20 protein-coding genes and 1 riboswitch are annotated in these 22614 nt (G+C 73.7%); of the genes, 11 read left to right on the plus strand and 9 right to left on the minus strand.

Translation table 11 applies throughout. The features are described 5' to 3' along the window. Positions 1–38 precede the first annotated feature (38 nt). Complete coding sequence (locus AB0F01_RS28505) at positions 39–314, minus strand: MoaD/ThiS family protein (protein ID WP_362101459.1); 276 nt, start codon at positions 312–314, stop codon at positions 39–41. Beyond that, the gene (thrC, locus tag AB0F01_RS28510) at positions 311–1618 is read right to left on the minus strand and encodes a threonine synthase (protein ID WP_362101462.1); all 1308 of its coding nucleotides are present in this window, start codon (positions 1616–1618) and stop codon (positions 311–313) included. The genes AB0F01_RS28505 and thrC overlap by 4 nt, the downstream gene beginning before the upstream one ends. Positions 1619–1636: 18 nt before the next feature. Next, positions 1637–1784, minus strand: a riboswitch (SAM riboswitch). A gap of 143 nt (positions 1785–1927) precedes the next feature. Here thrC and AB0F01_RS28515 point away from each other — a divergent pair. The 3 genes from AB0F01_RS28515 to otsB all read left to right on the plus strand — a co-directional run bounded on the left by AB0F01_RS28515 (position 1928) and on the right by otsB (position 5567). Continuing rightward, positions 1928–2872 (plus strand): glucosyl-3-phosphoglycerate synthase, encoded by a 945-nt coding sequence (locus tag AB0F01_RS28515; RefSeq protein ID WP_362101464.1) that lies wholly within the window; start codon positions 1928–1930, stop codon positions 2870–2872. Positions 2873–2923: 51 nt separating this feature from the next. Then, positions 2924–4354 (plus strand): trehalose-6-phosphate synthase, encoded by a 1431-nt coding sequence (locus tag AB0F01_RS28520; protein WP_362101466.1) that lies wholly within the window; start codon positions 2924–2926, stop codon positions 4352–4354. Between the two features lie 343 nt (positions 4355–4697). Beyond that, positions 4698–5567 (plus strand): trehalose-phosphatase, encoded by an 870-nt coding sequence (gene otsB / locus AB0F01_RS28525; RefSeq protein ID WP_362101469.1) that lies wholly within the window; start codon positions 4698–4700, stop codon positions 5565–5567. A 235-nt stretch (positions 5568–5802) separates the two neighbouring features. Here the strand turns inward: otsB and AB0F01_RS28530 are convergent, their stop codons facing one another. After that, a complete protein-coding gene (locus tag AB0F01_RS28530; RefSeq protein ID WP_362101472.1) occupies positions 5803–6060 on the minus strand; it encodes a DUF3263 domain-containing protein in 258 nt (85 codons plus the stop codon). A gap of 83 nt (positions 6061–6143) precedes the next feature. Next, positions 6144–7412, minus strand: coding sequence for an extracellular solute-binding protein (locus tag AB0F01_RS28535; protein WP_362101475.1), 1269 nt, complete (start codon positions 7410–7412; stop codon positions 6144–6146). A gap of 120 nt (positions 7413–7532) precedes the next feature. Here AB0F01_RS28535 and AB0F01_RS28540 point away from each other — a divergent pair, with 120 nt between their 5' ends. From AB0F01_RS28540 to AB0F01_RS28550, 3 genes are all read left to right on the plus strand, one after another. Further along, positions 7533–8486, plus strand: a complete 954-nt coding sequence (locus AB0F01_RS28540; protein WP_362101478.1) for an ROK family protein — start codon at positions 7533–7535, stop codon at positions 8484–8486. Next, positions 8486–9655, plus strand: a complete 1170-nt coding sequence (nagA, locus tag AB0F01_RS28545) for an N-acetylglucosamine-6-phosphate deacetylase (RefSeq protein ID WP_362101481.1) — start codon at positions 8486–8488, stop codon at positions 9653–9655. Before AB0F01_RS28540 ends, nagA begins: the two co-directional genes overlap by 1 nt. A gap of 189 nt (positions 9656–9844) precedes the next feature. Continuing rightward, a complete protein-coding gene (locus AB0F01_RS28550; RefSeq protein ID WP_362101484.1) occupies positions 9845–10774 on the plus strand; it encodes a 1-phosphofructokinase family hexose kinase in 930 nt (309 codons plus the stop codon). A 313-nt stretch (positions 10775–11087) separates the two neighbouring features. Here AB0F01_RS28550 and AB0F01_RS28555 read toward each other — a convergent pair whose 3' ends face one another. After that, complete coding sequence (locus AB0F01_RS28555) at positions 11088–12029, minus strand: carbohydrate-binding protein (protein WP_362101486.1); 942 nt, start codon at positions 12027–12029, stop codon at positions 11088–11090. A 116-nt stretch (positions 12030–12145) separates the two neighbouring features. Next, a complete protein-coding gene (gene cdgB, locus AB0F01_RS28560) occupies positions 12146–13843 on the minus strand; it encodes a diguanylate cyclase CdgB (RefSeq protein WP_362101488.1) in 1698 nt (565 codons plus the stop codon). Between the two features lie 416 nt (positions 13844–14259). Here cdgB and AB0F01_RS28565 point away from each other — a divergent pair, with 416 nt between their 5' ends. Next, positions 14260–14844: a flavin reductase family protein gene (locus tag AB0F01_RS28565; protein ID WP_362101491.1), complete on the plus strand. Its 585-nt coding sequence runs from the start codon at positions 14260–14262 to the stop codon at positions 14842–14844. Between the two features lie 271 nt (positions 14845–15115). On the opposite strand, the gene arfB is transcribed toward AB0F01_RS28565, so the two are convergent. Then, positions 15116–15577, minus strand: a complete 462-nt coding sequence (gene arfB / locus AB0F01_RS28570; RefSeq protein WP_362101493.1) for an alternative ribosome rescue aminoacyl-tRNA hydrolase ArfB — start codon at positions 15575–15577, stop codon at positions 15116–15118. A gap of 153 nt (positions 15578–15730) precedes the next feature. Here arfB and AB0F01_RS28575 point away from each other — a divergent pair, with 153 nt between their 5' ends. After that, a complete protein-coding gene (locus AB0F01_RS28575) occupies positions 15731–16306 on the plus strand; it encodes a TerD family protein (RefSeq protein ID WP_048459028.1) in 576 nt (191 codons plus the stop codon). A gap of 255 nt (positions 16307–16561) precedes the next feature. Here the strand turns inward: AB0F01_RS28575 and AB0F01_RS28580 are convergent, their stop codons facing one another. Beyond that, entirely contained in the window at positions 16562–17983 is a 1422-nt protein-coding gene (locus AB0F01_RS28580; protein ID WP_362101496.1) for a M1 family metallopeptidase, read from the minus strand. 653 nt (positions 17984–18636) lie between these two features. Between AB0F01_RS28580 and AB0F01_RS28585 the strand changes: the two genes are divergently transcribed. Next, positions 18637–19137, plus strand: a complete 501-nt coding sequence (locus AB0F01_RS28585) for a hypothetical protein (protein ID WP_362101499.1) — start codon at positions 18637–18639, stop codon at positions 19135–19137. 258 nt (positions 19138–19395) lie between these two features. Here AB0F01_RS28585 and AB0F01_RS28590 read toward each other — a convergent pair whose 3' ends face one another. Further along, a complete protein-coding gene (locus AB0F01_RS28590; protein ID WP_362101502.1) occupies positions 19396–20073 on the minus strand; it encodes a pentapeptide repeat-containing protein in 678 nt (225 codons plus the stop codon). Positions 20074–20353: 280 nt separating this feature from the next. Here AB0F01_RS28590 and AB0F01_RS28595 point away from each other — a divergent pair, with 280 nt between their 5' ends. Together AB0F01_RS28595 and AB0F01_RS28600 are read left to right on the plus strand one after the other, a co-directional pair. Next, positions 20354–21529 carry an FAD-dependent oxidoreductase gene (locus tag AB0F01_RS28595; protein ID WP_362101505.1) on the plus strand — a complete coding sequence of 392 codons (1176 nt, stop codon included), beginning with the start codon at positions 20354–20356 and terminating at the stop codon, positions 21527–21529. Between the two features lie 61 nt (positions 21530–21590). Next, positions 21591–22586 carry a zinc-binding dehydrogenase gene (locus tag AB0F01_RS28600; protein ID WP_362101508.1) on the plus strand — a complete coding sequence of 332 codons (996 nt, stop codon included), beginning with the start codon at positions 21591–21593 and terminating at the stop codon, positions 22584–22586. Positions 22587–22614 lie beyond the last annotated feature (28 nt).

Raw genomic sequence — 22614 nt, forward strand, 5'->3', positions numbered from 1 at the left:
GGGTAACCGAAGTTACCCACGGTAATGATCAGGCCGGATCAGCCGCCGGCGACCGCCGGAATGATCGAGACGCCGGCGCCGTCCGGCGTCGCCGTCTCCAGGCCCTGCTCGAAGCGCACGTCGTCGTCGTTGACGTAGACGTTGACGAAGCGGCGCAGCTTGCCCTGGTCGTCCAGGACGCGGGCGGCGATGCCCGTGTGGTTCTTCTCCAGGTCCTCGATGACCTCGGCGAGGGTCGTCCCCTCGGCGTTCACCTGGGCCTGCCCACCGGTGTAGGTGCGCAGGATGGTCGGGATGCGGACGGTCACGCTCATGCGAGGCCAGCCTCTCGGAAGGAGTCCAGGGTGGGGCGGATGGTGGCGGTCACGCCGGTCCCGGCGACCGCGTCGAGGGTCTTCAGGCCGTCGCCGGTGTTGAGGACGACGGTGGTCAGCGAGGGATCCAGCAGGCCGCTCTCGACCAGCTTGCGGGTGACGCCGACGGTCACCCCGCCCGCCGTCTCCGCGAAGATGCCCTCGGTGCGCGCGAGCAGCTTGATCGCGTCCACGACCTGCTCGTCGGTGACGTCCTCCACGGCGCCGCCGGTGCGGCGGGCGATGTCCAGGACGTAGGGGCCGTCGGCGGGGTTGCCGATGGCGAGCGACTTGGCGATGGTGTCCGGCTTCTGCGGGCGGACCACGTCGTGCCCGGCCTTGAAGGCGGCTGAGACCGGGGAGCAGCCCTCCGCCTGCGCGCCGAAGATCTTGTAGGGGCGGTCCTCCACCAGCCCCAGGTCGATCAGCTCCCGCAGCCCCTTGTCGATCTTCGTGAGCTGGGAGCCCGAGGCGATCGGGACGACGATCTGGTCCGGCAGCCGCCAGCCGAGCTGCTCGCAGATCTCGTAGGCGAGCGTCTTGGAGCCCTCGGCGTAGTAGGGGCGCAGGTTGACGTTGACGAAGCCCCAGCCCTCGCCGGCCGGGTCGCCGATCAGTTCGGAGCAGAAGCGGTTGACGTCGTCGTAGTTGCCCTCGATGCCGACCAGTTCGCCGCCGTAGACGGCGGCCATGACGACCTTGCCCTGCTCCAGGTCGTGCGGGATGAACACGCAGGAGCGGAAGCCGGCCCGGGCGGCGGCGGCGCCGACGGCACCGGCCAGGTTGCCGGTGGAGGAGCAGGACAGGGTGGTGAAGCCGAAGGCGCGGGCGGCCTCCAGGGCCTGGGCGACGACCCGGTCCTTGAAGGAGTGCGTCGGGTTGCCCGAGTCGTCCTTGACGTACAGACCGCCGGTGACGCCGAGTTCACGGGCCAGGTTGTCCGCCTTGACCAGCGGGGTCCAGCCCGGGTTGAGGTTCGGCTTGCCGGCCACGTCCGCGGGGACGGGCAGCAGCGGCGCGTAGCGCCAGATGTTCGCGGGTCCCGCCTCGATGCGCCGGCGCAGTTCCCCGGCCTCGTAGGACGAGAAGTCGTAGGCGATCTCCAGCGGGCCGAAACACTCCTGGCAGGCGAAGACGGGTCCGAGCGGGACGCGGTGGCCGCACTCGCGGCAGGACAGCGCGGCGGCGGGACCCAGGTCGACGGCGGGGGAGGAACCGGCGGAACCGGCAGAGTCGGCGTTGCTTGCAACGGTCTGCACAGCCATGTGAGGCGAGGCCCTTTCTCCTCATCTTCCTCACGACGCATCTCGCCGTGAGACGGATTTGGCACCTTCCCTAGCCGGGAGCCTCGCCACGTCCGTGTGACAAGAACCGACTGGAGGGTTGCCGGGGCTTCAACGGGCCGTATCCCTCTGCCCCTCTGGATGAGCGGTGTTCAGTTGTCGCGCGGGACCCCGGCATGCGGGGACCGTGCGCGTTGTTCAAGACTGTAACCGACGCCCCGGGCGATTGAGACAGTCGTCCGAAGCGCGAGATGGATCACAGGACCGGACCGGAGTGAGGAGCCGCAGACCGTGCTGGAAGAAGTCGAGCGCTGGCTGATCGACCGGTCCTGGTCCGTGGCCGACCGCCCCCCGCACGCGCTCCTGGCCGCGAAGCGCGCCTCGGGACAGACGGTGAGCGTGGTGCTGCCGGCGCTCGACGAGGAGGCCACCGTCGGCGACATCGTGGCGGTGATCCGGCACGACCTGATGCTCCAGGTGCCGCTGGTCGACGAGGTCGTCGTGATCGACTCCGGCTCGACGGACGGCACCGCAGCGGCCGCCGCGGCGGCGGGCGCCACCGTGGTCCACCGGGACGCGATCCTGCCCCGCATCCCCGCCGTGCCCGGCAAGGGCGAGGTGCTCTGGCGCTCCCTGCTGGTCACCCGGGGCGACATCGTCTGCTTCGTCGACGCGGACCTGCGCGACTTCTCCTCCGACTTCGTCACCGGCATCGTCGGTCCGCTGCTCACCGAGCCGGACGTGCAGCTGGTCAAGGCCATGTACGACCGCCCCCTGGGCGCCGCCGCCGGGCAGGGCGGCCGGGTCACCGAGCTGATGGCGCGCCCGCTGCTCAACATGCACTGGCCGCAGCTCGCCGGTTTCGTCCAGCCGCTCGGCGGTGAGTACGCGGCCCGCCGCTCGCTGCTGGAGCAGCTGCCCTTCCCGGTCGGCTACGGGGTCGAGCTCGGCATGCTGGTCGACGCCCTGCACCTGGCCGGGCTGGACGCCCTCGCCCAGGTCGACGTCGGCGTGCGCAAGCACCGCCACCAGGACGGGCGGGCCCTCGGCCGGATGGCCGCCGCCATCTACCGCACCGCCCAGCTCCGCCTGGCCCGCGGCCACCTGATCCGGCCCGCCCTCACCCAGTTCGAGCGCTCCGACGAGGGCTTCGAGCCGCGCACCTACTCCGTCGACACCGAGGAACGCCCGCCCATGCGGGAGATCGCCGAGTACCAGGCCCGGCGGGTGGCCTGAGCGCGTCCCGGCGACGTTTGAGGTTCCGGGGGCCGGGCTAGGTTGGTGCGTATGGCTTCCACGCATGCTGCTCAGGCTGGTCAGGGTGCCCAGGTGCTGGTCGCGTCGAACCGCGGGCCCGTGTCGTACACGGTGGACGAGGACGGTTCGCTGCGCGCCAAACGGGGCGGCGGCGGACTGGTGTCCGGGCTGTCCGCGATCGGCTCGGACGCGGACGCCCTGTGGGTCTGCTCGGCCCTGTCCGACGGCGACCGCGAGGCCGTGCGGCGCGGCGTCGGCGAGGACGGCGTGCGGATGCTGGACATCCCGGCCGACGTGCACGCCGACGCCTACAACGGCATCGCGAACTCGGTGCTGTGGTTCGTGCACCACATGCTCTACCAGACCCCGCTGGAACCCGTCTTCGACGCGGAGTTCCGCCGCCAGTGGGCGTCCTACGAGACCTACAACCGGGCCTTCGCCGAAGCGCTCGCCGAGGAGGCCGCCGAGGGCGCGGCCGTCGTGGTGCAGGACTACCACCTGACGCTCGTCCCCGGCATGCTCCGCGAGCTCCGCCCCGACCTGCGCATCGGCCACTTCTCGCACACCCCGTGGGCCCCGCCGGAGTACTTCCGGATGCTGCCCGACGACATCGCCGCCCAGGTGCTCGGCGGCATGCTGGGCGCGGACCGGCTCGGGTTCCTCACCCGGCGCTGGGCGGACGCCTTCACCGCCTGCTGCGAGCAGTTCGCGGGCGGCCTCGGCGACACCCGCGTGGGCGTGCACGGCCTCGGCGCCGACGCGGACTTCCTGCGCGCCCGCTCCCACGAGCCGGACGTCGAGGAGCGGATGGCCGCGCTGCGCGAGGAGATCGGCACCGCGCCCGACGGCACCCCGCGCCGCACCATCGTCCGGGTGGACCGCACCGAGCTGTCGAAGAACATCGTGCGCGGCCTGCTCGCCTACCGGCAGCTCCTCGACGACCACCCCGACTGGCGCGAGCGGGTCGTGCACGTCGCCTTCGCCTACCCCTCCCGCCAGGACCTCGCCGTGTACCGCGACTACACCGCCGAGGTGCAGCGGGTCGCCGAGGAGATCAACGACCGGTACGGCACGCCCGGCTGGCGTCCGGTCGTGCTGCACGTCAAGGACGACTTCGCCCGCTCGCTGGCCGCCTACCGGCTGGCGGACGTGGCCCTGGTCAACCCCGTGCGGGACGGCATGAACCTGGTCGCCAAGGAGGTGCCGGTGGTCTCCGACCGCGGCTGCGCGCTGGTGCTGAGCCGGGAGGCGGGGGCGCACGAGGAGCTGGGCGAGGACGCCATCACCGTCAACCCCTACGACGTGACCGGGACCGCCCGCGCCCTGCACGAGGCCCTGACGATGGGCCCGGCCCAGCGCACCGAGCACAGCAAGCGCCTGGCCGCGGCGGCGACCGCGCTGCCGCCCGCCCAGTGGTTCGTCGACCAGCTGGACGCCCTGCGGGGGCAGGACCCCGCCTGATCCTGGTACCGATCCGCCGCCGCGGGCGCGGGGGTGCCGGACGCCGGGTGCCCGGAGTCGGGTGCCGGACGTCGGGTGCCCGCCGGGCACGGCCGGTGCGGCCTGGTAGGGCCTGGTAGGGCCTGGTAGGGCCTGGTGCGGCCGGGGCTCCCCCGGGGACGGTCCGGCCGGTCTGCGGGCCGCCGCGCTGTGGCCGCTCCGGTCCGCGGGCGGTGTCCGGCCGGACCCGCGCGCCGACGACCGGCCAGGCGTGCGTGCCCGCGTGGCACCGGGTGGCCGGGCACGCGTGGCACCGGGCGTCCGGGCATGCGTGGCACCGGGCGGACGTGGATAGGTTGGCCGTATGGGCAGCCACACCGCATCCACGGATCCGCATGCCGTCCCCGACCTTCCGACGCCCGTCACCCGGGCCGGGCGCGAAGGGCTCGACGCCCTGCTCGCCCGGCCGGGCGAGGCGCTGATCGGCCTCGACTTCGACGGCACCCTCGCGCCGATCGTGCCCGACCCGGACCGGGCGCGGGCCCACCCCGACGCCGTCCCGGCGCTGACCGCGCTCGCCCCGAAGGTGGCCTCCGTCGCGGTGATCACCGGCCGGCCGCCCGCCGTCGCGGTCCGCAACGGCGGGTTCGCGGGAGTCGCCGGGCTGGAACACTTGGTCGTCCTCGGCCACTACGGCGCCGAGCGCTGGGACGCCGCCACCGACACCGTCACGGCGCCCGAACCGCACCCCGGGGTGGCCGCCGTGCGCGCGGAGCTGCCCGGGCTGCTGGAAGGGCTGGACGCGGCACAGGGCGCCCGGGTCGAGGAGAAGGGCCGGGCGGTCGCCGTCCACACCCGGCGGGCCGTCGCACCGCAGGCCGCCTTCGAGGCCCTGCGCGAGCCGCTGACGGACCTGGCGACCCGGCACGGACTGATCGTGGAGCCGGGCCGGATGGTGCTGGAGCTGCGCCCGCCGGGCATGGACAAGGGCGTCGCCCTCCGGGAGCACGCGCGGGAGACCGGCGTTGGGTGCGTCCTCTACGCGGGCGACGACCTCGGCGACCTCCCGGCCTTCGCGGCGGTGGACGAGCTCCGCTCCGACGGGGTCCCCGGGCTGCTGGTGTGCAGCGGCAGCGACGAGGTGCCCGAGCTGCGCGACCGCGCGGACCTGGTGGTGGACGGCCCGGCGGGCCTGGTGGACCTGCTGACCGCGCTGGCCGGGCACATGAAGTGACGGCGTACGCGAAGTGAGCGGTCGCGCGGTGCACATGGAGTGAACGGTTCCGTGAGGTGCCGTTCGCTGAATGAGGGTCGGGCGGGGTGCCGGCCGGTCCGGCGGGACGACGGCCCCGCAGGGTGCCGCCCCGCAGGCTGACGGCCGCGTGGGCGGGCCCTCGCCCAGCCGTTGCGCCCCCGGCCCCGCTGCCCCCGGCCCCCGGCCCCGCTGCCCCCGGCCCCCGGCCCCCGGCTCAGCGTTCCGCGCGCCGGAAGTCCCGTATGCGGCGCAGGCGGTTGACCGTGACCGGGTCGTGGGCCAGGGCGCGGGGGTCGTCGAGGAGGGCGTTGAGCAGCTGGTAGTAGCGCACCGGTGCCAGGCCCAGGCGTTCGCGTATCGCGCGCTCCTTCGCGCCGGGGCCGGGAAAGCCACGGCGCTCCAGCGCGAGGATGTCCTGCTCGCGTCGGCCCAGTCCGGCCGCCGGCCGGGCCGTCCGTGATTCCTCGTCCATGTCCCGCACCGTAACCCCCGCCACCGACAACGGGCGGGGCCCGGCGACCCCGGAGGCTCCCGTGAGGGCCGCCGGGACGGCCGTCACCGGCCGCCGCCCTCCGTGCGGGTGGCGGTGGCCTGGAGGCCGGAGAGGACGACGGCGGGGCTGCCGCCGGGGGCGACGGCCTTGCCGATCTGCTTCTTGATCTGCGCGTTGACGGCCGCCCAGGAGGTCTCGCCGACCGGGTACAGCTCGGACGTCCCGAGCTGGTCGAGGAAGGGCTTGAGGGCCTTGTCGTCGGCGGACTCCGCCATCACGCGGGACGCGGACTGGGTGACCGGCAGCAGGTCGTAGGTGCGGGAGAACTTCAGCACGTTCTTCTCGCTGTAGACGGCGTCGAGGAAGTCGCCGATCGCCTCGCGGTGGCCGTTCTCCTTGAAGGCCATCATCCAGTCGGAGACGCCGAGGGTGGCCCTGCTCTCCCCGTCCACGCCGGGCGTGGGCACCATGCCGTACTCGACGCCCTTCTGCCCGGCGAGCCTCATCAGCGAGGGGTGCCCGTTGAGCATGCCGACGTCCCCCGCGGCGAAGGCGGCGAAGGCGTCCGCCCGGTTCAGCTTCCCGGGCGCCACGGGGCCGGTGAGGCCGGCGCCGACCAGTTCGTCCTTCAGCCAGGTGAGGGTGTCGACGTTCTCGACGGAGTCGATGGTGTAGGCGCCCCGGTCGTCGGTGTAGCCGCCGTCGCCGCTGAGCAGCCACTGCATCGTCTCGGCCTGCGCCTCCTCGGGCCCGAGCGGCAGCGCGTAGGGGTACTTCACGCCCTCGGCCTTCAGCTTCGTGGCGTTGTCGACGAGGTCGTCCCACGTCTCCGGCGGGGTGATCCCGGCCTCGTCGAAGAGGTCCTTGTTGTAGAAGAGCACGCGGGTGGAGGAGGCGAAGGGCAGCCCGTACTGCACCGAGGCGACCTTGCCGGCGTCCGTCAGCTGGGAGAGGAGGTCGGCCTGGACGGGGATGGAGAGCACCTCGCGGGCCTTGTACAGCAGGCCCTGCTGCGCGTAGTCGGCGTACGCGCCGATCTGCGCCAGGTCCGGCGGGTCGCCCGCGTCGACCATCTCCTTGACCTTGCGGTCGACGTCGTTCCAGGAGTAGACGCTGACGTCGACCTTCACGCCCGGGTGCCCGGCCTCGAAGTCCTCGACGAGTTCCGCCCAGTACTTCCGGGTGCTGTTGTCGGCGCTGTCTCCGTAGTCGGCGGCGACCAGCTTCAACGTCACGTCGGAGGAGTCACCGCCACCGCATCCGCCGAGGACTCCGACGAGTCCCAGTGCGGAGACCACCGCGATCGCCCGTGTCCTGACCTGCCGCTGCACTGCTCACTGCCCCAACCCCGGCGACCGGTGCGCCGTTCGAAATTTTTCGATAACCGGAATAAGGTCTACACCACGTAAGTGGACTAGACCTCTCCCGGGTGACGGGGTCACACTGTCCTCGTGGAACATGTCATCGCCCTCGACGTGGGCGGCACCGGGATGAAGGCCGCCCTGGTCGGGGCGGGAGGCGAACTGCTGCACCAGGCGCGCCGCGCCACCGGCCGCGAACGCGGACCCGACGCCGTCGTCGCCGAGATCCTCGACTTCGCCGCCGACCTGCACGCCCACGGCTCCGACCGCTACGGCCGCCCCGCGTCCGCGGCGGGCCTCGCCGTCCCCGGCATCGTCGACGAGCACACCGGCACCGCCGTCTACGCGGCCAACCTCGGCTGGCGCGACGTCCCGCTGCGCGCACTCCTCACCGAACGGCTCGGCGGCATTCCCGTCGCCGTCGGCCACGACGTGCGCACCGGCGGGCTCGCCGAGGGCCGGATCGGCGCGGGCCGGGGCACCGACCGGTTCCTGTTCGTGCCGCTGGGCACCGGCATCGCGGGCGCCATCGGCATCGACGGACGGGTGGAGGCCGGAGCGCACGGCTTCGCCGGCGAGATCGGCCACGTCGTCGTCCGGCCCGGCGGCGTCCCCTGCCCGTGCGGCCAGCGCGGCTGCCTGGAGCGGTACGCGTCCGCCTCGGCCGTCAGCGAGGCGTGGGCGGCGGCCTCCGGCGATCCCGCCGCCACCGCGGCCGACTGCGCCGCGGCCGTCGAGGCCGGGGACGAACGGGCCCGCACGGTCTGGCACGGCGCGGTCGACGCGCTCGCCGACGGACTGGTCACCGCGCTCACCCTGCTGGACCCCCGCACGCTGATCGTCGGTGGCGGGCTCGCCGAGGCGGGGGAAACCTTGTTCACACCACTGCGGGAGGCCGTCCGGCGGCGGGTCACCTTCCAGAAACTGCCGTCCCTGGTCCCCGCGGCCCTCGGGGACACCGCCGGATGCCTGGGCGCGGGACTCCTCGCCCGGGACCTGCTCGCCCCCGCCGACTCCCCGGACCCCTCGGAGGTAACCGCCTGATGGCCCCCACCACTGTTCTCACCGGTGCCCGGGTGGTCCTGCCCGCCGGGACCGTGGACGACGGCCGCGTGATCGTCGAGGGCACGCGGATCGTCGCCGGGGGTCCCCCCGCGTCCGGCCCCGCCCCGGCGGGCGACGTCAGCACGATCGACCTGACCGGCCACTGGGTGGTGCCCGGCTTCGTCGACCTGCACAACCACGGCGGCGGCGGCGCGTCCTTCACCTCCGGCACCGTCGACGACGTCCTGCACGGCATCCGCACCCACCGGCAGCACGGCACCACCACCCTGGTCGCCTCCACCGTCACCGGCGAGATGGACTTCCTCGTCCAGCGCGCCGGGCTCCTCGCCGAACTGGCGCAGCAGGGCGACCTGGCCGGCATCCACTTCGAGGGTCCCTTCATCTCCCCCTGCCGCAAGGGCGCGCACTCCGAGAAGCTGCTGCGCGACCCCGACCCGGCGGAGGTCCGCAAGCTGATCGACGCCGCCCACGGCCACGCCCGGATGGTCACCCTCGCCACCGAACTGCCCGGCGGCCTGGACTCCGTGCGCCTGCTCGCCGAGCACGGCGTGATCGCCGCCGTCGGCCACACCGACGCCACCTACGAGCAGACGGTCGCCGCCATCGACGCGGGCGCCACCGTCGCCACCCACCTGTTCAACGCCATGCCCGCCCTCGGCCACCGCTCCCCCGGCCCCATCACCGCCCTGCTGGAGGACGAGCGGGTCACCGTCGAGCTGATCAACGACGGTGTCCACCTGCACCCCGCCGCGCTCCAGCTGGCGTTCCACCACGCGGGCCCCGGCCGGGTCGCCTTCATCACCGACGCCATGGACGCGGCGGGCTTCGGCGACGGCCGCTACCTGCTCGGCCCGCTGGAGGTGGAGGTCGCCGACGGCGTGGCCCGGCTGGTGGAGGGCGGCTCCATCGCCGGCTCGACGCTCACCCTGGACCGCGCCTTCCAGCGGGCGGTGACCGTCGACGGGCTGCCCGTGGAGCACGTGGTCGCCGCCCTGTCCGCCAACCCCGCCCGGCTGCTCGGCCTGGACGACCGCATCGGCTCCCTCGAACCGGGCAAGGACGCCGACCTCGTGGTCCTGGACGCGGACTTCGCCCTCACGGGCGTGATGCGCCGGGGCGAATGGGTGGTCCGGCCCCGGCAGGCGTGATCCGTCCCCCACAGGCCTGATCCATCCCCGACAGGCGTGATCGGTCCCCAACAGGCGTGATCCGTCCTGCCGTCAGGAGACGGCGACCGGTTCGGGGGTGGGCCGGCCGCCGTCTCTTTGGCATGATCGTGTACCTGACGGACAGGCCCGCGCGACCGACGCGGACGGCATGACGGGGAGGTCGGCACGGTGATCCTCACGGTGACGCTGAACACCGCTCTCGACATCACCCACCGTGTGCCGTCCCTGCGGCCCCACGCCTCCCACCGCGTCTCCGAGGTGGCCGAACGTCCCGGCGGCAAGGGCATCAACGTGGCCCGGGTGCTCGCCGCCCTCGGGCACGAGGTCACGGTCACCGGCTTCGCCGGCGGCACCACCGGGCGCATCCTGCGCGAGCGACTCGCCGCCGTACCCGGCCTGGTGGACGCCCTCCTGCCTGTCGAGGGCACGACCCGGCGCACCATAGCCGTCGTCGACGAGACCTCCGGCGGCACCACCCAGCTCAACGAACCCGGCCCCACGGTCTCCCCCGCCGAGTGGTCCGCCTTCCAGGAGGCCTACGCGGCCCTCCTCCCGTCCGCCTCCGCGGTGGCCCTGTGCGGCAGCCTCCCCCCGGGCGTCCCCGTCGGCGCCTACGCCGGCCTCCTGCGCACCGCCCGCGCGGCCGGGGTGCCCACCCTCCTCGACACCAGCGGGGCGGCGCTGCGCCGCGGCATCGCCGGACGCCCGGACGTCCTCAAGCCCAACGCCGACGAACTGGCCGAACTGACCGGCTCCCACGAGCCGTCGACCGCCACCCGGGACGCCCGCCGCCGGGGCGCGGGCGCGGTGGTCGCCTCCCTCGGCCCGGACGGCCTGCTCGCCCTCACCCCCGACGGCCGCTGGCGCGCCACACCCCCGGCCCGCCTGCACGGCAACCCGACCGGCGCCGGCGACTCGGCCGTCGCGGGCCTGCTCTCGGGCCTGGTCGAGAACCTCCCCTGGCCGGACCGCCTGACCCGCGCGGTCGCTCTGTCCGCGGCCACGGTTCTGTCACCGGTGGCGGGCGAGTTCGACCGCCCGGCGTACGAGGAGCTGCTGTCCGGTATCACAGTGACGACAGAGACGAACGCCGCCTGACTCCCATTCATCCGCCCGCAAATGACCGGGGGGCCACACATCGAAGGCGCGCGCCGTCAGCAGCCTTGCATTCTCTTTTCGGCCATATCGCCCACCCCTGCTTCCCCTGCGCAGAAGTGGCGAACCAACGTCATCCACCAGCAGCCGGACGTCAGAGGATTGAGGACGAACAAAGCAAATGAGCGACTTTCCCGCTCATCGCAGCAATATTCCTCAAGTTGCTCAACTCGTGTACCGACTGGGCCTGACAACGACCTGCGCCGAAGAATCACTCAACGCCGTTGTTCCCAGGGGACAACGGCGTTGACGTCGGCTACTTCTTGACCTGGCCTTCCTTGATGTAGAGCTGGTCCAGCAGGACGTTGCACTTGTCGCCGTCGTTGCAGGAGACCGAGATCGTGTTGGTGCCCTTGTTCAGGGTCGGCCACGCGAAGGTCTTGGTCCAGCCCTTGGCGAAGTCGCCGTCCTCGGCGCCGGTGAAGTTGTCCATGTTCAGCTTGTTGCCGAACTCCTTGCCGTTGACGGTGAGCGTCATCGACTGGGGTTCACCGGCGGTGCTGTAGCTCACGAAGACGGTGTACGCGCCGTCCTTCGGGATGCCGTCGACGGTCCAGGTGACCTTGGAACCGGGCTGGTTCAGGTTGGTCACGTAGATGCCGCCGTCGGACTGGGCGCCCTCGACGTCCGACGCCAGCGAGGCACCGCCGTCCAGGCGGAGCGCCTTCGCGTCGATCGTCGGGGACGCGAACGCCTCTTCGTCGCCCTTGTCGTCGCTCGCCGACGGGCTCGGCTCGCTGCTCTGGGTCTGCGTCGGTGTCGGGGTGGCACCCGCCTCGTCGCCCTTGTCGTCGTCGTCACCGCTGAGCATCGCGACGCCGATGCCGATGACGACCGCGGCGACCACGGCGATCGCGCCGATCAGCAGGCCCTTGGTGTTCGGCCCGCGGCCCCGGCCGCCGCCCCCGTGTCCCGGCTGCGGGGAGTGGACGGTCGTGGCGCCGCCGGGCAGCGTCTCGGGGGCCGCGTAGTGGGCGCTGGGCTGGCCGTACACGCCCTGCTGCGGAGGTGCCTGCGGGGCGGGTGCCTGCTGGCCGCCGTACTGCCGGGCGCCGACCGCCCGTACCCGGTTGACCGAGTTCGGGTAGCCGTAGCCCCCGGACGGCGGCTGGGCCCCATTGGCCTGACCGTCGGCGTAGAGGTAGCCGAACGGGTCGTCGTCCTCGGGCGTGCTCGCGCCGTTGTTGCCGGGCGTCATCCCTTGGTGCTCCTAGGTACTGATCGGGTGCAGAAGCGTGGTCAGAATGGCGAGCCTACCCCCATCGGATGACCCGATCGGGTGACGCGGACCGCATCAGCTTCCTGACCTGGGATTCACCCGGCTCGACGGTGCTGTTTGGGACGGGATCGTTTCTCGACGTACATGCGTTCGTCGGCGGACTTGAGCACTTCGTCGGCCGTCATGCCGCAGTGCGCCCACCCGATGCCGAAGCTGGCGCCGACCCGTACGGCCCGCCCCTCGGCCCGGATGGGCTGGATGATCTCGTTGCGCAGCCGCACCGCGAGGTCCTGGGCGTCGGCGCGGCCGAGCCCGTCGGCGAGGATGACGAATTCGTCACCCCCCAGCCGGGCGACGGTGTCGCCGTCGCGGACGCCGTTGCCGAGCCGGCGGGCCACCTCGATGAGGACGGCGTCGCCCGCGTTGTGCCCGAAGCGGTCGTTGATCGACTTGAAGCCGTCGAGGTCGCAGAAGAGGACCGCGAGCCCCTTGCTGCCGTCGTCGTGGTCGTCGGGCGGCGCGACCATGTGCACGTGGTGGTCGTAGCCGTCGTACTCGTCGGCGCCGGGCGGGAAGTCGAAGTCGTGGCCCCGGTCGAAGACGGGTGGCCCGCCGTGGGCGGCGTCGTGGGTGTCGAACGACTCGAAGGCCTCGAAGGACTCCAGGGAGCCGGGTGCGGGCAGCGCGGCGGGCGGGCGCTGGCGACACAGCCGGGCGGAGAGCCGGGCGCGCAGTTCGGCGGAGTTCGGCAGGCCGGTGAGGGAGTCGTGGGAGGCGCGGTGGGCGAGGTGGAGTTCGCGCCGCTTGCGCTCCTCTATGTCCTCGACGTGGGTGAGCAGGAACCGGGGCCCGTCGGCGGCGTCGGCGACCACGCTGTTGCGCAGGGACACCCAGACGTAGGTGCCATCGCGGCGGGCCAGCCGGAGCTCGGCCCGGCCGCCCTCGGCGGAGGTGCGCAGCAGGGTGCCGATGTCCTCGGGGTGGACGAGGTCGGAGAAGGAGTAGCGGCGCATCGTGGAGGCGCGGCGGCCGAGCAGCCGGCACAGGGCGTCGTTGGTGCGCAGGATCCGGCCGTGCTGGTCGCCGCCCATCTCGGCGATGGCCATGCCGGAGGGGGCGTACTCGAAGGCCTGCCGGAAGCTCTCCTCGCTGGCGCGCAGGGCCTGCTGCTCCCGCTCCAGGCGGACCAGGGCGCGCTGCATGTTCGCACGTAGACGCGCGTTGCTGATGGCGATGGCGGCCTGGAAGGCGTACATCTGGAGTGCTTCGCGGCCCCAGGCGCCGGGCCGCCGGCCGTTGCGCGGGCGGTCGACGGAGAGCACGCCGATCAGCTCGCCGGAGGTGCCGCCGCCCTGCGGGCCGGGCGCGTACATCGGCGCGAAGAGACGGTCGGAGGGGTGCCACTCGTCCTCGAAGCGCGGCGCGGGGCCGTCGGTGTACCACTGCGGGACGTCGTCGTCGTCGAGGACCCAGCCCTCGGTGTGGGGTATGAAGATCAGGTCGCCCCAGCGCTCACCCATGACGAGGCGCCGCTCCCAGGACTCGCGGGAGCCGACCCGGCCGGTGATCAGGGCCTCGGCGGCGGGGTTGCCGGAGAAGGCCGCGACGACCAGGTCGCCGTCGTGGCGCACGAGGTTGACGCAGGCCAGCTCGTACCCGAGGGCGTCGACGACCCCGTCGGCGACGGTCTGCAGGGTGTCCGCCAGGCTTCGGGCCGTGTTCATGTCGGCCATCACCTGGTGCAGTTGTCGCAGCGACGCCAAGCGCACATAGGGTTCCGACTCGGTCTCCATGCTCGCCCTCCCCCCGAGTCCTCGCAGCGAATCAAGGGTGCTCATCGGCGTATCGTCCTGGCAGCTTCCCAGCCACTGAATCACAGCGCGCTGCCCACTCGGTACACAGGGTCAACAATTCCCGCTCCCTGTGACTCAAGTCACAGGTAAACGTGAACAATTGGCTGATCTTTCCATGGTTTCTCCCTGAATTTCGACGCAATCGCGGAGAGGGACTCTTCGGGATCCCTTTGCGGCCCTCCTCGGCCCTTCTCGGCCTTCCTCGGCCTCCCTCGCCCCTTCTCGGCCCTCCTCGCCCTTGCTCGGCCCTTGCTCGGCCCTCGCCGGCCGGCCTCGGCCGTCGTCCGCTGGTCCTAGGACCGGATTGGGCCCGGGGTCCGATGCGGCCCGGGTGAGGCGGAGACTAGCGTTCCGGTGTGTCCCACACTCCTGTCGCCCCGTCCTCGATCACTTCGGTGCCCGCCGCCCGGCATGCTGAGGGGGTGAGCAATGACGCGTTCCGTGCCGCCCTGTCCCGCCTGGCCGCCGGCGTGGTCCTGGTGACCGCGAAGGAACCGCCGTTGGACCCCGACGACCCGCGGGCCCCGGCCGGTGAGGACGTCGGCATGACGGCCACCGCGTTCATGTCGGTGTCCCTGGACCCGCCCCTGGTGCTGGTGAGCCTGCGCGAGGGGTCCCGCATGGACGAACTGCTGGAGGAGCAGCCCCTGTGGGCGGTGTCGGTGCTCGCCGAGAGCCAGCGGCACATCGCGGGCCGCTTCGCGATGCGGGGCCGCATCAGCGACCGGCTGCTGTTCGAGGACATCCCCTACGTACGGGGCGAGTACAGCGACTCGCCGCTGGTGGGCGGGGCGCTGGCGACCCTGGAGTGCCGCACCGAGCAGCGGGTCGCGGCCGGGGACCACACCCTGGTCATCGGCCGGGTGCTCACGGCCGCGCTCCCCAGCGCGGACGGCGGCCCGCTGACCTACTTCCGGGGGCGCTACCGGCACTTGGGCTGAGCGCGGGCGGGGGCGGGCGGCGACCCGTGCTGCGCCGTGCACGGAGGTTGCGCGACCTGTGACATGCACGGAGGGTGCGCGGCCTGCGTCCGTAACCGCGGGCATCGCGTGCCCCGCGTCCCCAGTGCCTCGCGGGCGCTCGCCCGCTCCGCCCGCAGCGCCGTACGAGGTTGCGCGTCCTGCGCCCTTGCGGCCGGACTTCCCCGGCGCCGTGCACCCGTCGGTCGCACGGCGGGTCCCGGCCGTTCGGTGCCGCACCGGGTCAGGCAGGTCAGCCCCAGTCCCGGCCGCTGCGACCTCGCTTGGTCTCGGCGCGCTGCTTCTTCTCGCGGAGCCGGCGTTCGTTGATGCCGCGCGGGACACGGGTCGGTCTGCGCGGCTTGGGGGGCGGTGCGGTGGCCTCGGCGAGCAGAGCCGTGAGACGCGTGGCCGCCGCCTCGCGGTTGCGCCACTGGGAACGGTGCTCCGAGGCGCGCACGCTCACCACGCCGTCGGCCAGCCGCCCGGCGAGCCGCTCCAGCGCCCGCTCCCGCCACACCTCGGGCAGTGCCGTGGTGCGGGCGAGGTCGAACCGGAGCTCCACCTGCGAGTCGCTGGTGTTGACGTGCTGGCCGCCCGGACCCGAGGAACGCGAAAAACGCCACATCAGCTCGGACTCCGGCAGGAAGACGGAGCCACGGACGCGGAGCGCTCCGGGAGGCAGGCCCCCGGGCCTGCGGGAGGGACCGGACATGCCGTCCATGGTCGCGTGCCGGACGGGGCGGCGTCACCCCAATATCGTCGGTAAAGAAAGTAAAGGGAACTGGAACCTGGCGTTGGCCTCTCGCGTTCAAGGGGGTAGCGGTAGCTTCTAGCCGTACGTCAACGAGGGAAGGGACTCCCAACAATGGCTGTAAGCCTGTCCAAGGGTGGCAACGTCTCGCTCACCAAGGAGGCTCCGGGCCTGACCGCCGTCACCGTGGGCCTCGGCTGGGACGTCCGCACCACCACCGGCACGGACTTCGACCTCGACGCCTCCGCCATCGCGGTCAACACGCAGGGCAAGGTCTACTCGGACGCCCACTTCGTCTTCTTCAACAACAAGCAGACGCCGGACAACACCATCGTCCACACCGGTGACAACCGCACCGGTGAGGGCGAGGGCGACGACGAGGCGATCAACGTCAACCTGGCCGCCCTGCCGGCCGACATCGACAAGATCGTCTTCCCGGTGTCCATCTACGACGCCGAGAACCGCAGCCAGAACTTCGGCCAGGTCCGCAACGCCTACATCCGCATCGTCAACCAGGCGGGCGGCGCCGAGATCGCGCGCTACGACCTCTCGGAGGACGCGGCCACCGAGACCGCCATGGTCTTCGGCGAGCTGTACCGCAACGGCGCCGAGTGGAAGTTCCGCGCCGTCGGCCAGGGCTACGCCTCGGGCCTGGTGGGCATCGCCCAGGACTTCGGCGTCAACGTCTGACGCACGTCGCGGTCGTCCGCGAGCCCCCGTTCCCGCCTGCCCGGCGGGGGCGGGGGCTCCGGCGTTCCTGCCTGCCCGGTGGGGCGGGGGCTCCTCGGTTCCCAGCAGCCGGAGCGGTGCCCGCCCCCGCCGCAGCACCGGCGCACCGCGCTTCTCGGGGCCGGGTGGGCGGCGGCGCGCCGCGCCCCTCGCGGCCGGGCGGCGGCGGGGCAACACGGCCCGCAGGGCCAGGCAGGCACCGACACACCACGACCCTCAGGGTTGGGCCGGCCTGCCCGTCCCGTGGAGCCACTCCGACCAGACGGGGTCGAAGTCCTCGTCCGGGGCCTGCTTCTCGACGTAGGCGGTGAAGTCCGCGGTGGAGACGGTGCCGTGACGGTTCTCCCGGGCCCAGCCGCGCAGCAGTGCGTCGAAGGCGTCGTCGCCGACGGTCTGCCGGATCTTGTGCAGGACCATCGCCCCGCGCTGGTAGACGGGCGCACCGGAGATCTGCGCCGGGCCGGGCGGCCGTGCCGGCGGGAACGCCCACACGGCCTCGTTCGACGCCTCGTCGGCGAAGTACGTCCCCGCGTACAGCGCGTCGAAGGTCTGCTGGGCGCTGTCCCCGCCGTGCTCCTCCCGCCACAGCCACTCGGCGTACGTCGCGAAGCCCTCGTTCAGCCACATGTCGCGCCAGCTCTCCGGCCCGACCGAGTTGCCGTACCACTGGTGGGCGATCTCGTGCACCAGGAGGCCGGTGTCCGGGGCCCCGGGGAAGACGGGCCGGTTCTGGGTCTCCAGCGCGTACCCGGCGTCCCCGGGACGCTCGACGATGACCCCCGCGGAGGAGAACGGGTACGGGCCGAACCGCCGCTCCGCCCACTCCAGCACCTCGGGCAGCCGGTCCAGCGCAGGACGGCTCGCGTCCTTCTGGTCCGGGTCCACGGCCGAGTACACCGGCAGCCCGCGGGCCGTCCGGGAACGGTGGACGTCGTACCGGCCGATGGCGGCCACCGCGAGGTAGCTCGCCATCGGCTCGCTCACCCGCCAGCGCTGGATCCGGCGGTCGCCCCGCGTCTCCTCGCCTTCCGGCTCCCCGTTGGACACTGCCCGCAGGGCCTTCGGCACGGTCAGCGTCAGACGGTAGGTGGCCTTGTCGGAGGGGTGGTGGTTGCCCGGGAACCACGCCATGGACCCGGTCGGCTGCCCGAGCGCGACCGCGCCGTCCGCCGTGCGCAGCCAGCCCTCCTCGGAGCCGTCCGGGTCGGTGACGGTCACCGGGGCCCCGGAGTAGCGCACGGTCACCCGGAAGGTGTCGTCCCGCCGGATCGCGGTGCGCGGACGGACCGTCAGTTCCTGTCCGTCGCGCCGGAACCGGGCAGGCTTCCCGTCGACGGCGACCCGCTCCACGTCCAGGCCCTCCAGGTCGAGGTTCAGGGCGGGCAGGTCCTCGGTCGCGCGGGCGGTGACGGTCGCCGTGCCGGCCAGGTGGTGCGGGCCGGGATCGTAGGCGAGGTCGAGGTCGTAGTGCGCGACGTCGTACCCGCCGTTGCCCGACTGCGGGAAGTACGGGTCCCCCACCCCCGAGCGCGACGGCCCCGGGTCGGCGGACGCCCCGACGCCGCCGTCCGCGCCCCCGCCCCCGCCCCCGCCCCCGCCCCCACAGGCGGTCGCCACCGCGGCGAGCAGGGCCAGCACCCCGGCAGACAGCCGCGGCCGGCGCACGGGGCCGCGCGCGGGACGACGCACGCCAGGGCCTGCCGGGTGCAGGGGGGCACGGCCGGTGACGTCCCGCCGGGCGGGGTCCCCGACGCGGCTTCCGAGGGCGGGGAGCCGGGGGCCCGAACCGAGGAGGCGGCCGGAACCGGGAAGGCGCAGGCCGGGAAGACCGGAGTCGGGAAGGCGGAGGCCGGGAAGGCGGAAGCGGGCCGTGAGGCTCGGCGGGACCGAGGGGGCGGGGTCGTCGGGGCGGGCCGGGCTGCCGGCAGTGCGGACGGGGCTGCCGGCCATGTGGGCGGGGCTGTCGGCGGAGCGAGCGGGGCCGCCCGCGGAGTCCGCAGCCCCGGCGGCGCCGGCGGGCGTATCCGCACAGGCGGGCGTATCGGCACCGGCGGGCGTATCGGCACCGGCGGGCGTATCAGAACCGGCCGGACGAACGGGCTCGCACTCGAACGGGGTCGCGGGCCCTGTGGGCGCATCGCGCCGTGCCTCCGCACGGCGGGCAGCGGCGGGGCGACGACGTGGGGCCGAGCCCGAGGGAGCCGGGGGGCGGCGGTGGGGGCGCACCCCGCGATCCTAGGAGGTGGCGGCCCCCGACAGCGGTGCCGCGCGGCCGTGACACCATCAACCCCGTGCTCGACATCGGCTACGCCCTCTCCAACCGCTTCCCCGACCCCCCGCAGACCGACTACCGCCGCGCGGACGTCCACGCGCTGCGCCACGACCTGTTCTGCGGCGACGTCTACCTGGCGGACACCGAGGAGGACCGCGAGCTGTCCACAGCCTGGGGATGGGTGCCGGTGCTCGACTTCGCCTGGGCCCTGTGCGACATCGTGGAACGCGTCGACCGCGACCCGGCCGGCTCACGCGCCTCGCGGCCCCAGCACGCGGAGCTGGACTTCACCGAGTCGACCGACCGCCTGCTGTTCGAGCGCCGTTTCGGCTGGGTCGACATCGAGGCCGAATGGCTTCCGGCGAGCGAACCCCCGCTGACCTTCTCGCACGCCGAACTCCGCCGCGAGGCCCGCGACTTCCTGCACGACCTGCTGGCCGACCTGATCGACCTGCACGAGGACCTGGGCGAGAACCCGGCCGTCTGGGCCCTCCAGGCCCGTTTCCCCCGCGTCGGCTGACCCTCCACGGCCGAGCCGGGCGCGAGCCGGGACCGGCTCACCCAAAACCGGGCCACCCGAGACCAGGCCGTCCTCACGTCCGGGGCACCGGACGAGCAGGTCACCGCACGCGCGGCCACCGCACCGCCGGGCCTCCGGCCACCCCGCCCTCTCGTTACCCGGGAACCCCGGTCACCCCTGCCCACAAGCTCTCGCGTCACCACGTCACCACGTCACCCCGCCACCCCGTGCCCGGCCGTCAACTCCCCTCGCCCGGGCTCACCCCTCCACCCGGATCCCCGCCTCGGCCGCCAGCACCGGGGCCAGGTCCAGCAGTTGACCCGTACTGATCACCGCGCCCGCCAGCCGGTCCACCCCTCGGGCGATCTCCAGGGGGACGGCACCGCGCAGGTCGACGTCCGTGAGCGTCGCACCGGTGAAGTCGGCCTCCTTCAGCGCGCAGTCCACGAAGGCCACCCGCTCCAGCCGGGCCCCGCCGAAGTCGGGCTCGACCAGGACGCAGCCCTCGAAGACGACGTCCCTCAGCCGGGCCCCGCGCAGGTTGAGGAAGTCGATCTTGCCGCCCCGCACGTGCACCCGTTCCAGCTGTGCCCCGTGCAGCTGCGTCCCGCCGAGACGCGCGTCGGTCAGCTCCACGTCGCGCAGGGCGGCCTCGGCGAGATCGGTGCCCACGCCGCGCACCCCGGCCAGGACCGAGTCCAGCACCCGGGCCCGGGGCAGCCGCGTCCCGTCCAGCGCGCACCCCCGTAGCGCGCAGTCCAGGAAGCGCGACCCCGCTCCGTCCTGCCCGGACAGGTCCACCTCCGCGAACTCCAGCCCGTCGTAGTCCCCGTCCGGCTCCAGTCCACCCCCCTCGTAACGCTCCAGCGCCACGAGCCGCACCTCCGGCCGCCGTGGCTCCCGCACGCCCGCACCACCCGCCGCTCTCCTCGCCATGTCCCCATGCTGCACCCCACCACTGACAACGCCCCGGCCGTCCGGTGACCCGCGCCGTGCCCTGCTCAGTGACCAGCTCTGTCACGTCATCTGCTGCCTCCCCAGCCTCCTCATGCGTGACCTGCTGCCTGACCATGCGTGACCTGCTGCCTGACCATGCCGTGACCTGTGCGAACGCTCCCTATGTCACATTCCGGGGCCCCCGATCCGTCACAGCGGTGAAGGCACCGGGCGCCTCCCAGGCGTGCCCGGGCCACGGGAGACAGGAGAGAGCACAGGCATGCACCACACCGACCGCATCACCGTCATCGGCGGCGGCTTCGCCGGACTCACCGCCGCCATCACCGCCGCGGAGGCGGGGGCCCGGGTCACCGTCCACGAGGCGCACCACACCCTCGGCGGCCGGGCCCGTACCGCCGAGGGCCCGTACCGGACGAACGAGGGCCCGCACGCCCTCTACAGCGGCGGCCCGCACTGGAGCTGGCTGCGCGCCCGCGACCTCGTCGGGCCGCTGGCCACGCTCCCGCCGCTGGAGGCCGCCCGGTTCCGGCTCCGCCACCGCGGGGCGCTGCGCCGCACCCCGCCCCTCGCGATGCTGAAACTGCTGCGCCGGCGCGCGGACCGGGCCCCCGTCGGCACCGACTTCCTCAGCTGGGCCACCGGTGTCGCGGGCGAGGAGGCCGCTCGGGCCGCCGCCCACTACGCGGCGGTCGCGCTGTTCCACCACGACCCGGGCTCGCTGTCCGCCGCCTTCGTGCAGGAACGGCTGCGCCGCGCCACCCGGCTGCCCCCGGAGGCGCACTACCCGCGCGGCGGCTGGGGCGGGCTCATCGACCGGATGGCCGCCCGCGCCCGGAACCTGGGGGTGCGGGTGGAGACCCTGTCCCGCGTCGACACCCTGCCCACGGACACCCCCGTCGTCGTCGCCACGTCCCTGGAGGCCGCCCGCCGGCTCCTCGGCGATCCGGGGCTCACCTGGCCCAGCGGCCGTACCGTCCTCGTGGACCTCGCCGTGCGCACCCGACGCGGCGACGCGTTCGTCGTGTCGGACCTGGACGCCCCGGGCTGGCTGGAGCGGTTCACGGCCCAGGATCCCTCCCTCGCCCCGGCCGGTGAGCAGCTGATCCAGGGACAGATCCCCGTCGCCCCGCAGGAGTCGAAGGCCGACGGGGTGCGGCGGGCCGAGGAACTGCTCGACCTCGGCTTCCCGGGCTGGCGCGAGCGCCTCACCTGGCGCCGGGAGGCGATCGCGGACGGCCGTACCGGTGCGGTCGACCCGCCCGGCACCGACTGGCGCGACCGGCCCGCCGTGGACCGCGGCAACGGTGTCTACCTCGCCGGGGACCGGACCGCCGCGCCCGGTGTGCTCTCGGAGGTGTCCTTCAACAGCGCCCTCACCGCCGTCTCCCTCGCGCTCGGCCGCCGCGGGCTTGACCTCGAGCAAGCTGGAGGTTGAACAGTGGGGAGGGCCCGCCGCGGCACGCCCGCCGCGCCGCCGTCCACCCCTGGGGGTCCCCATGCACGCCGTCCGCCTGCACGCCTTCGGCCCGGCCGAGAACCTCGTCCACGAGGAGGTCCCGGACCCCCGGCCGGGCCCCGGGCAGGTGCGGATCGCCGTCCGCGCGGCCGGGGTGCACCTGCTCGACACCGCCCTGCGCGCGGGCCGGGCCGGCCCCGCCGGAGCCCCGGCCGAGCTGCCCACCGTCCCCGGCCGGGAGGTCGCCGGGGTCGTCGACGCCGTCGGCGAGGGGGTCGACGACGCCTGGCTCGGCCGGGACGTCGTCGCCCACCTCGGCTTCGTCCCCGGCGGGTACGCCGAGCTGGCCGTCACCGGCGTCGACCGGCTGCACGTGATCCCGCCGCGCCTCGACCACGCCGGGGCCGTCGCCATGATCGGCACGGGGCGGACCGCGATGGGCATCGTGCAGTTCGCCGAGCCCGGCCCCGGTGACGTCGTCCTGGTCCCGGCCGCGGCCGGCGGCATCGGCACCCTGCTCGTGCAGTACGCGCGCAACGCCGGGGCGACCGTCGTCGGCCTGGCCGGCGGCCCCGCCAAGACGGCCCGCGTGACGGCGAACGGCGCCGATCTCGCCGTCGACTACACCGCTCCCGGCTGGGCCGGCCGGCTCGCCGCGTACGCGGGCAGGGTGACCGTCGTGTTCGACGGGGTGGGCGGGGACGTCGCCCGCACCGCCGTCGGCCTGCTCGCCCCCGGCGGACGGCACGTCGTCTTCGGCTGGTCGTCGCAGGGCCTCGACAGCGACGCCCCGCACCTCGTCGACGGTGTCTCCGTGAACGTCCTCGGCCCGGCCATGCTGCGGCGGGCCGGTGGCCCCGACCCCCTGCGCACGCTCGAGGAACGCGCCCTCACCGAGGCCGCCGAGGGCCGGCTCGTCCCCGCCGTCCACCGTTTCCCCCTCGCCGAGGCCGCCGCCGCCCACCGGGCGCTGGAGAACCGCGGCACCACCGGGAAGGTCGTCCTGGAACCGCAGCGGCCCCCGGCGCCCCGCTGACCGGAGCACCCCGCTGACCGGAGCGCCC

Origin of the sequence: Streptomyces sp. NPDC029526 (genome assembly GCF_040637405.1) — a bacterium.
In the GTDB taxonomy this organism is placed as follows: domain Bacteria; phylum Actinomycetota; class Actinomycetes; order Streptomycetales; family Streptomycetaceae; genus Streptomyces.

What these genes read in the sequence shown, in the direction of transcription:
- AB0F01_RS28505 (WP_362101459.1), bottom strand. Translation starts at nt 314, where the DNA reads ATGAGCGTGACCGTCCGCATCCCGACCATCCTGCGCACCTACACCGGT.
- thrC (WP_362101462.1), bottom strand. Translation starts at nt 1,618, where the DNA reads ATGGCTGTGCAGACCGTTGCAAGCAACGCCGACTCTGCCGGTTCCGCC.
- AB0F01_RS28520 (WP_362101466.1), top strand. Translation starts at nt 2,924, where the DNA reads ATGGCTTCCACGCATGCTGCTCAGGCTGGTCAGGGTGCCCAGGTGCTG.
- otsB (WP_362101469.1), top strand. Translation starts at nt 4,698, where the DNA reads ATGGGCAGCCACACCGCATCCACGGATCCGCATGCCGTCCCCGACCTT.
- AB0F01_RS28530 (WP_362101472.1), bottom strand. Translation starts at nt 6,060, where the DNA reads ATGGACGAGGAATCACGGACGGCCCGGCCGGCGGCCGGACTGGGCCGA.
- nagA (WP_362101481.1), top strand. Translation starts at nt 8,486, where the DNA reads ATGGCCCCCACCACTGTTCTCACCGGTGCCCGGGTGGTCCTGCCCGCC.
- AB0F01_RS28555 (WP_362101486.1), bottom strand. Translation starts at nt 12,029, where the DNA reads ATGACGCCCGGCAACAACGGCGCGAGCACGCCCGAGGACGACGACCCG.
- cdgB (WP_362101488.1), bottom strand. Translation starts at nt 13,843, where the DNA reads ATGGAGACCGAGTCGGAACCCTATGTGCGCTTGGCGTCGCTGCGACAA.
- arfB (WP_362101493.1), bottom strand. Translation starts at nt 15,577, where the DNA reads ATGTCCGGTCCCTCCCGCAGGCCCGGGGGCCTGCCTCCCGGAGCGCTC.
- AB0F01_RS28575 (WP_048459028.1), top strand. Translation starts at nt 15,731, where the DNA reads ATGGCTGTAAGCCTGTCCAAGGGTGGCAACGTCTCGCTCACCAAGGAG.
- AB0F01_RS28590 (WP_362101502.1), bottom strand. Translation starts at nt 20,073, where the DNA reads ATGGCGAGGAGAGCGGCGGGTGGTGCGGGCGTGCGGGAGCCACGGCGG.
- AB0F01_RS28595 (WP_362101505.1), top strand. Translation starts at nt 20,354, where the DNA reads ATGCACCACACCGACCGCATCACCGTCATCGGCGGCGGCTTCGCCGGA.
- AB0F01_RS28600 (WP_362101508.1), top strand. Translation starts at nt 21,591, where the DNA reads ATGCACGCCGTCCGCCTGCACGCCTTCGGCCCGGCCGAGAACCTCGTC.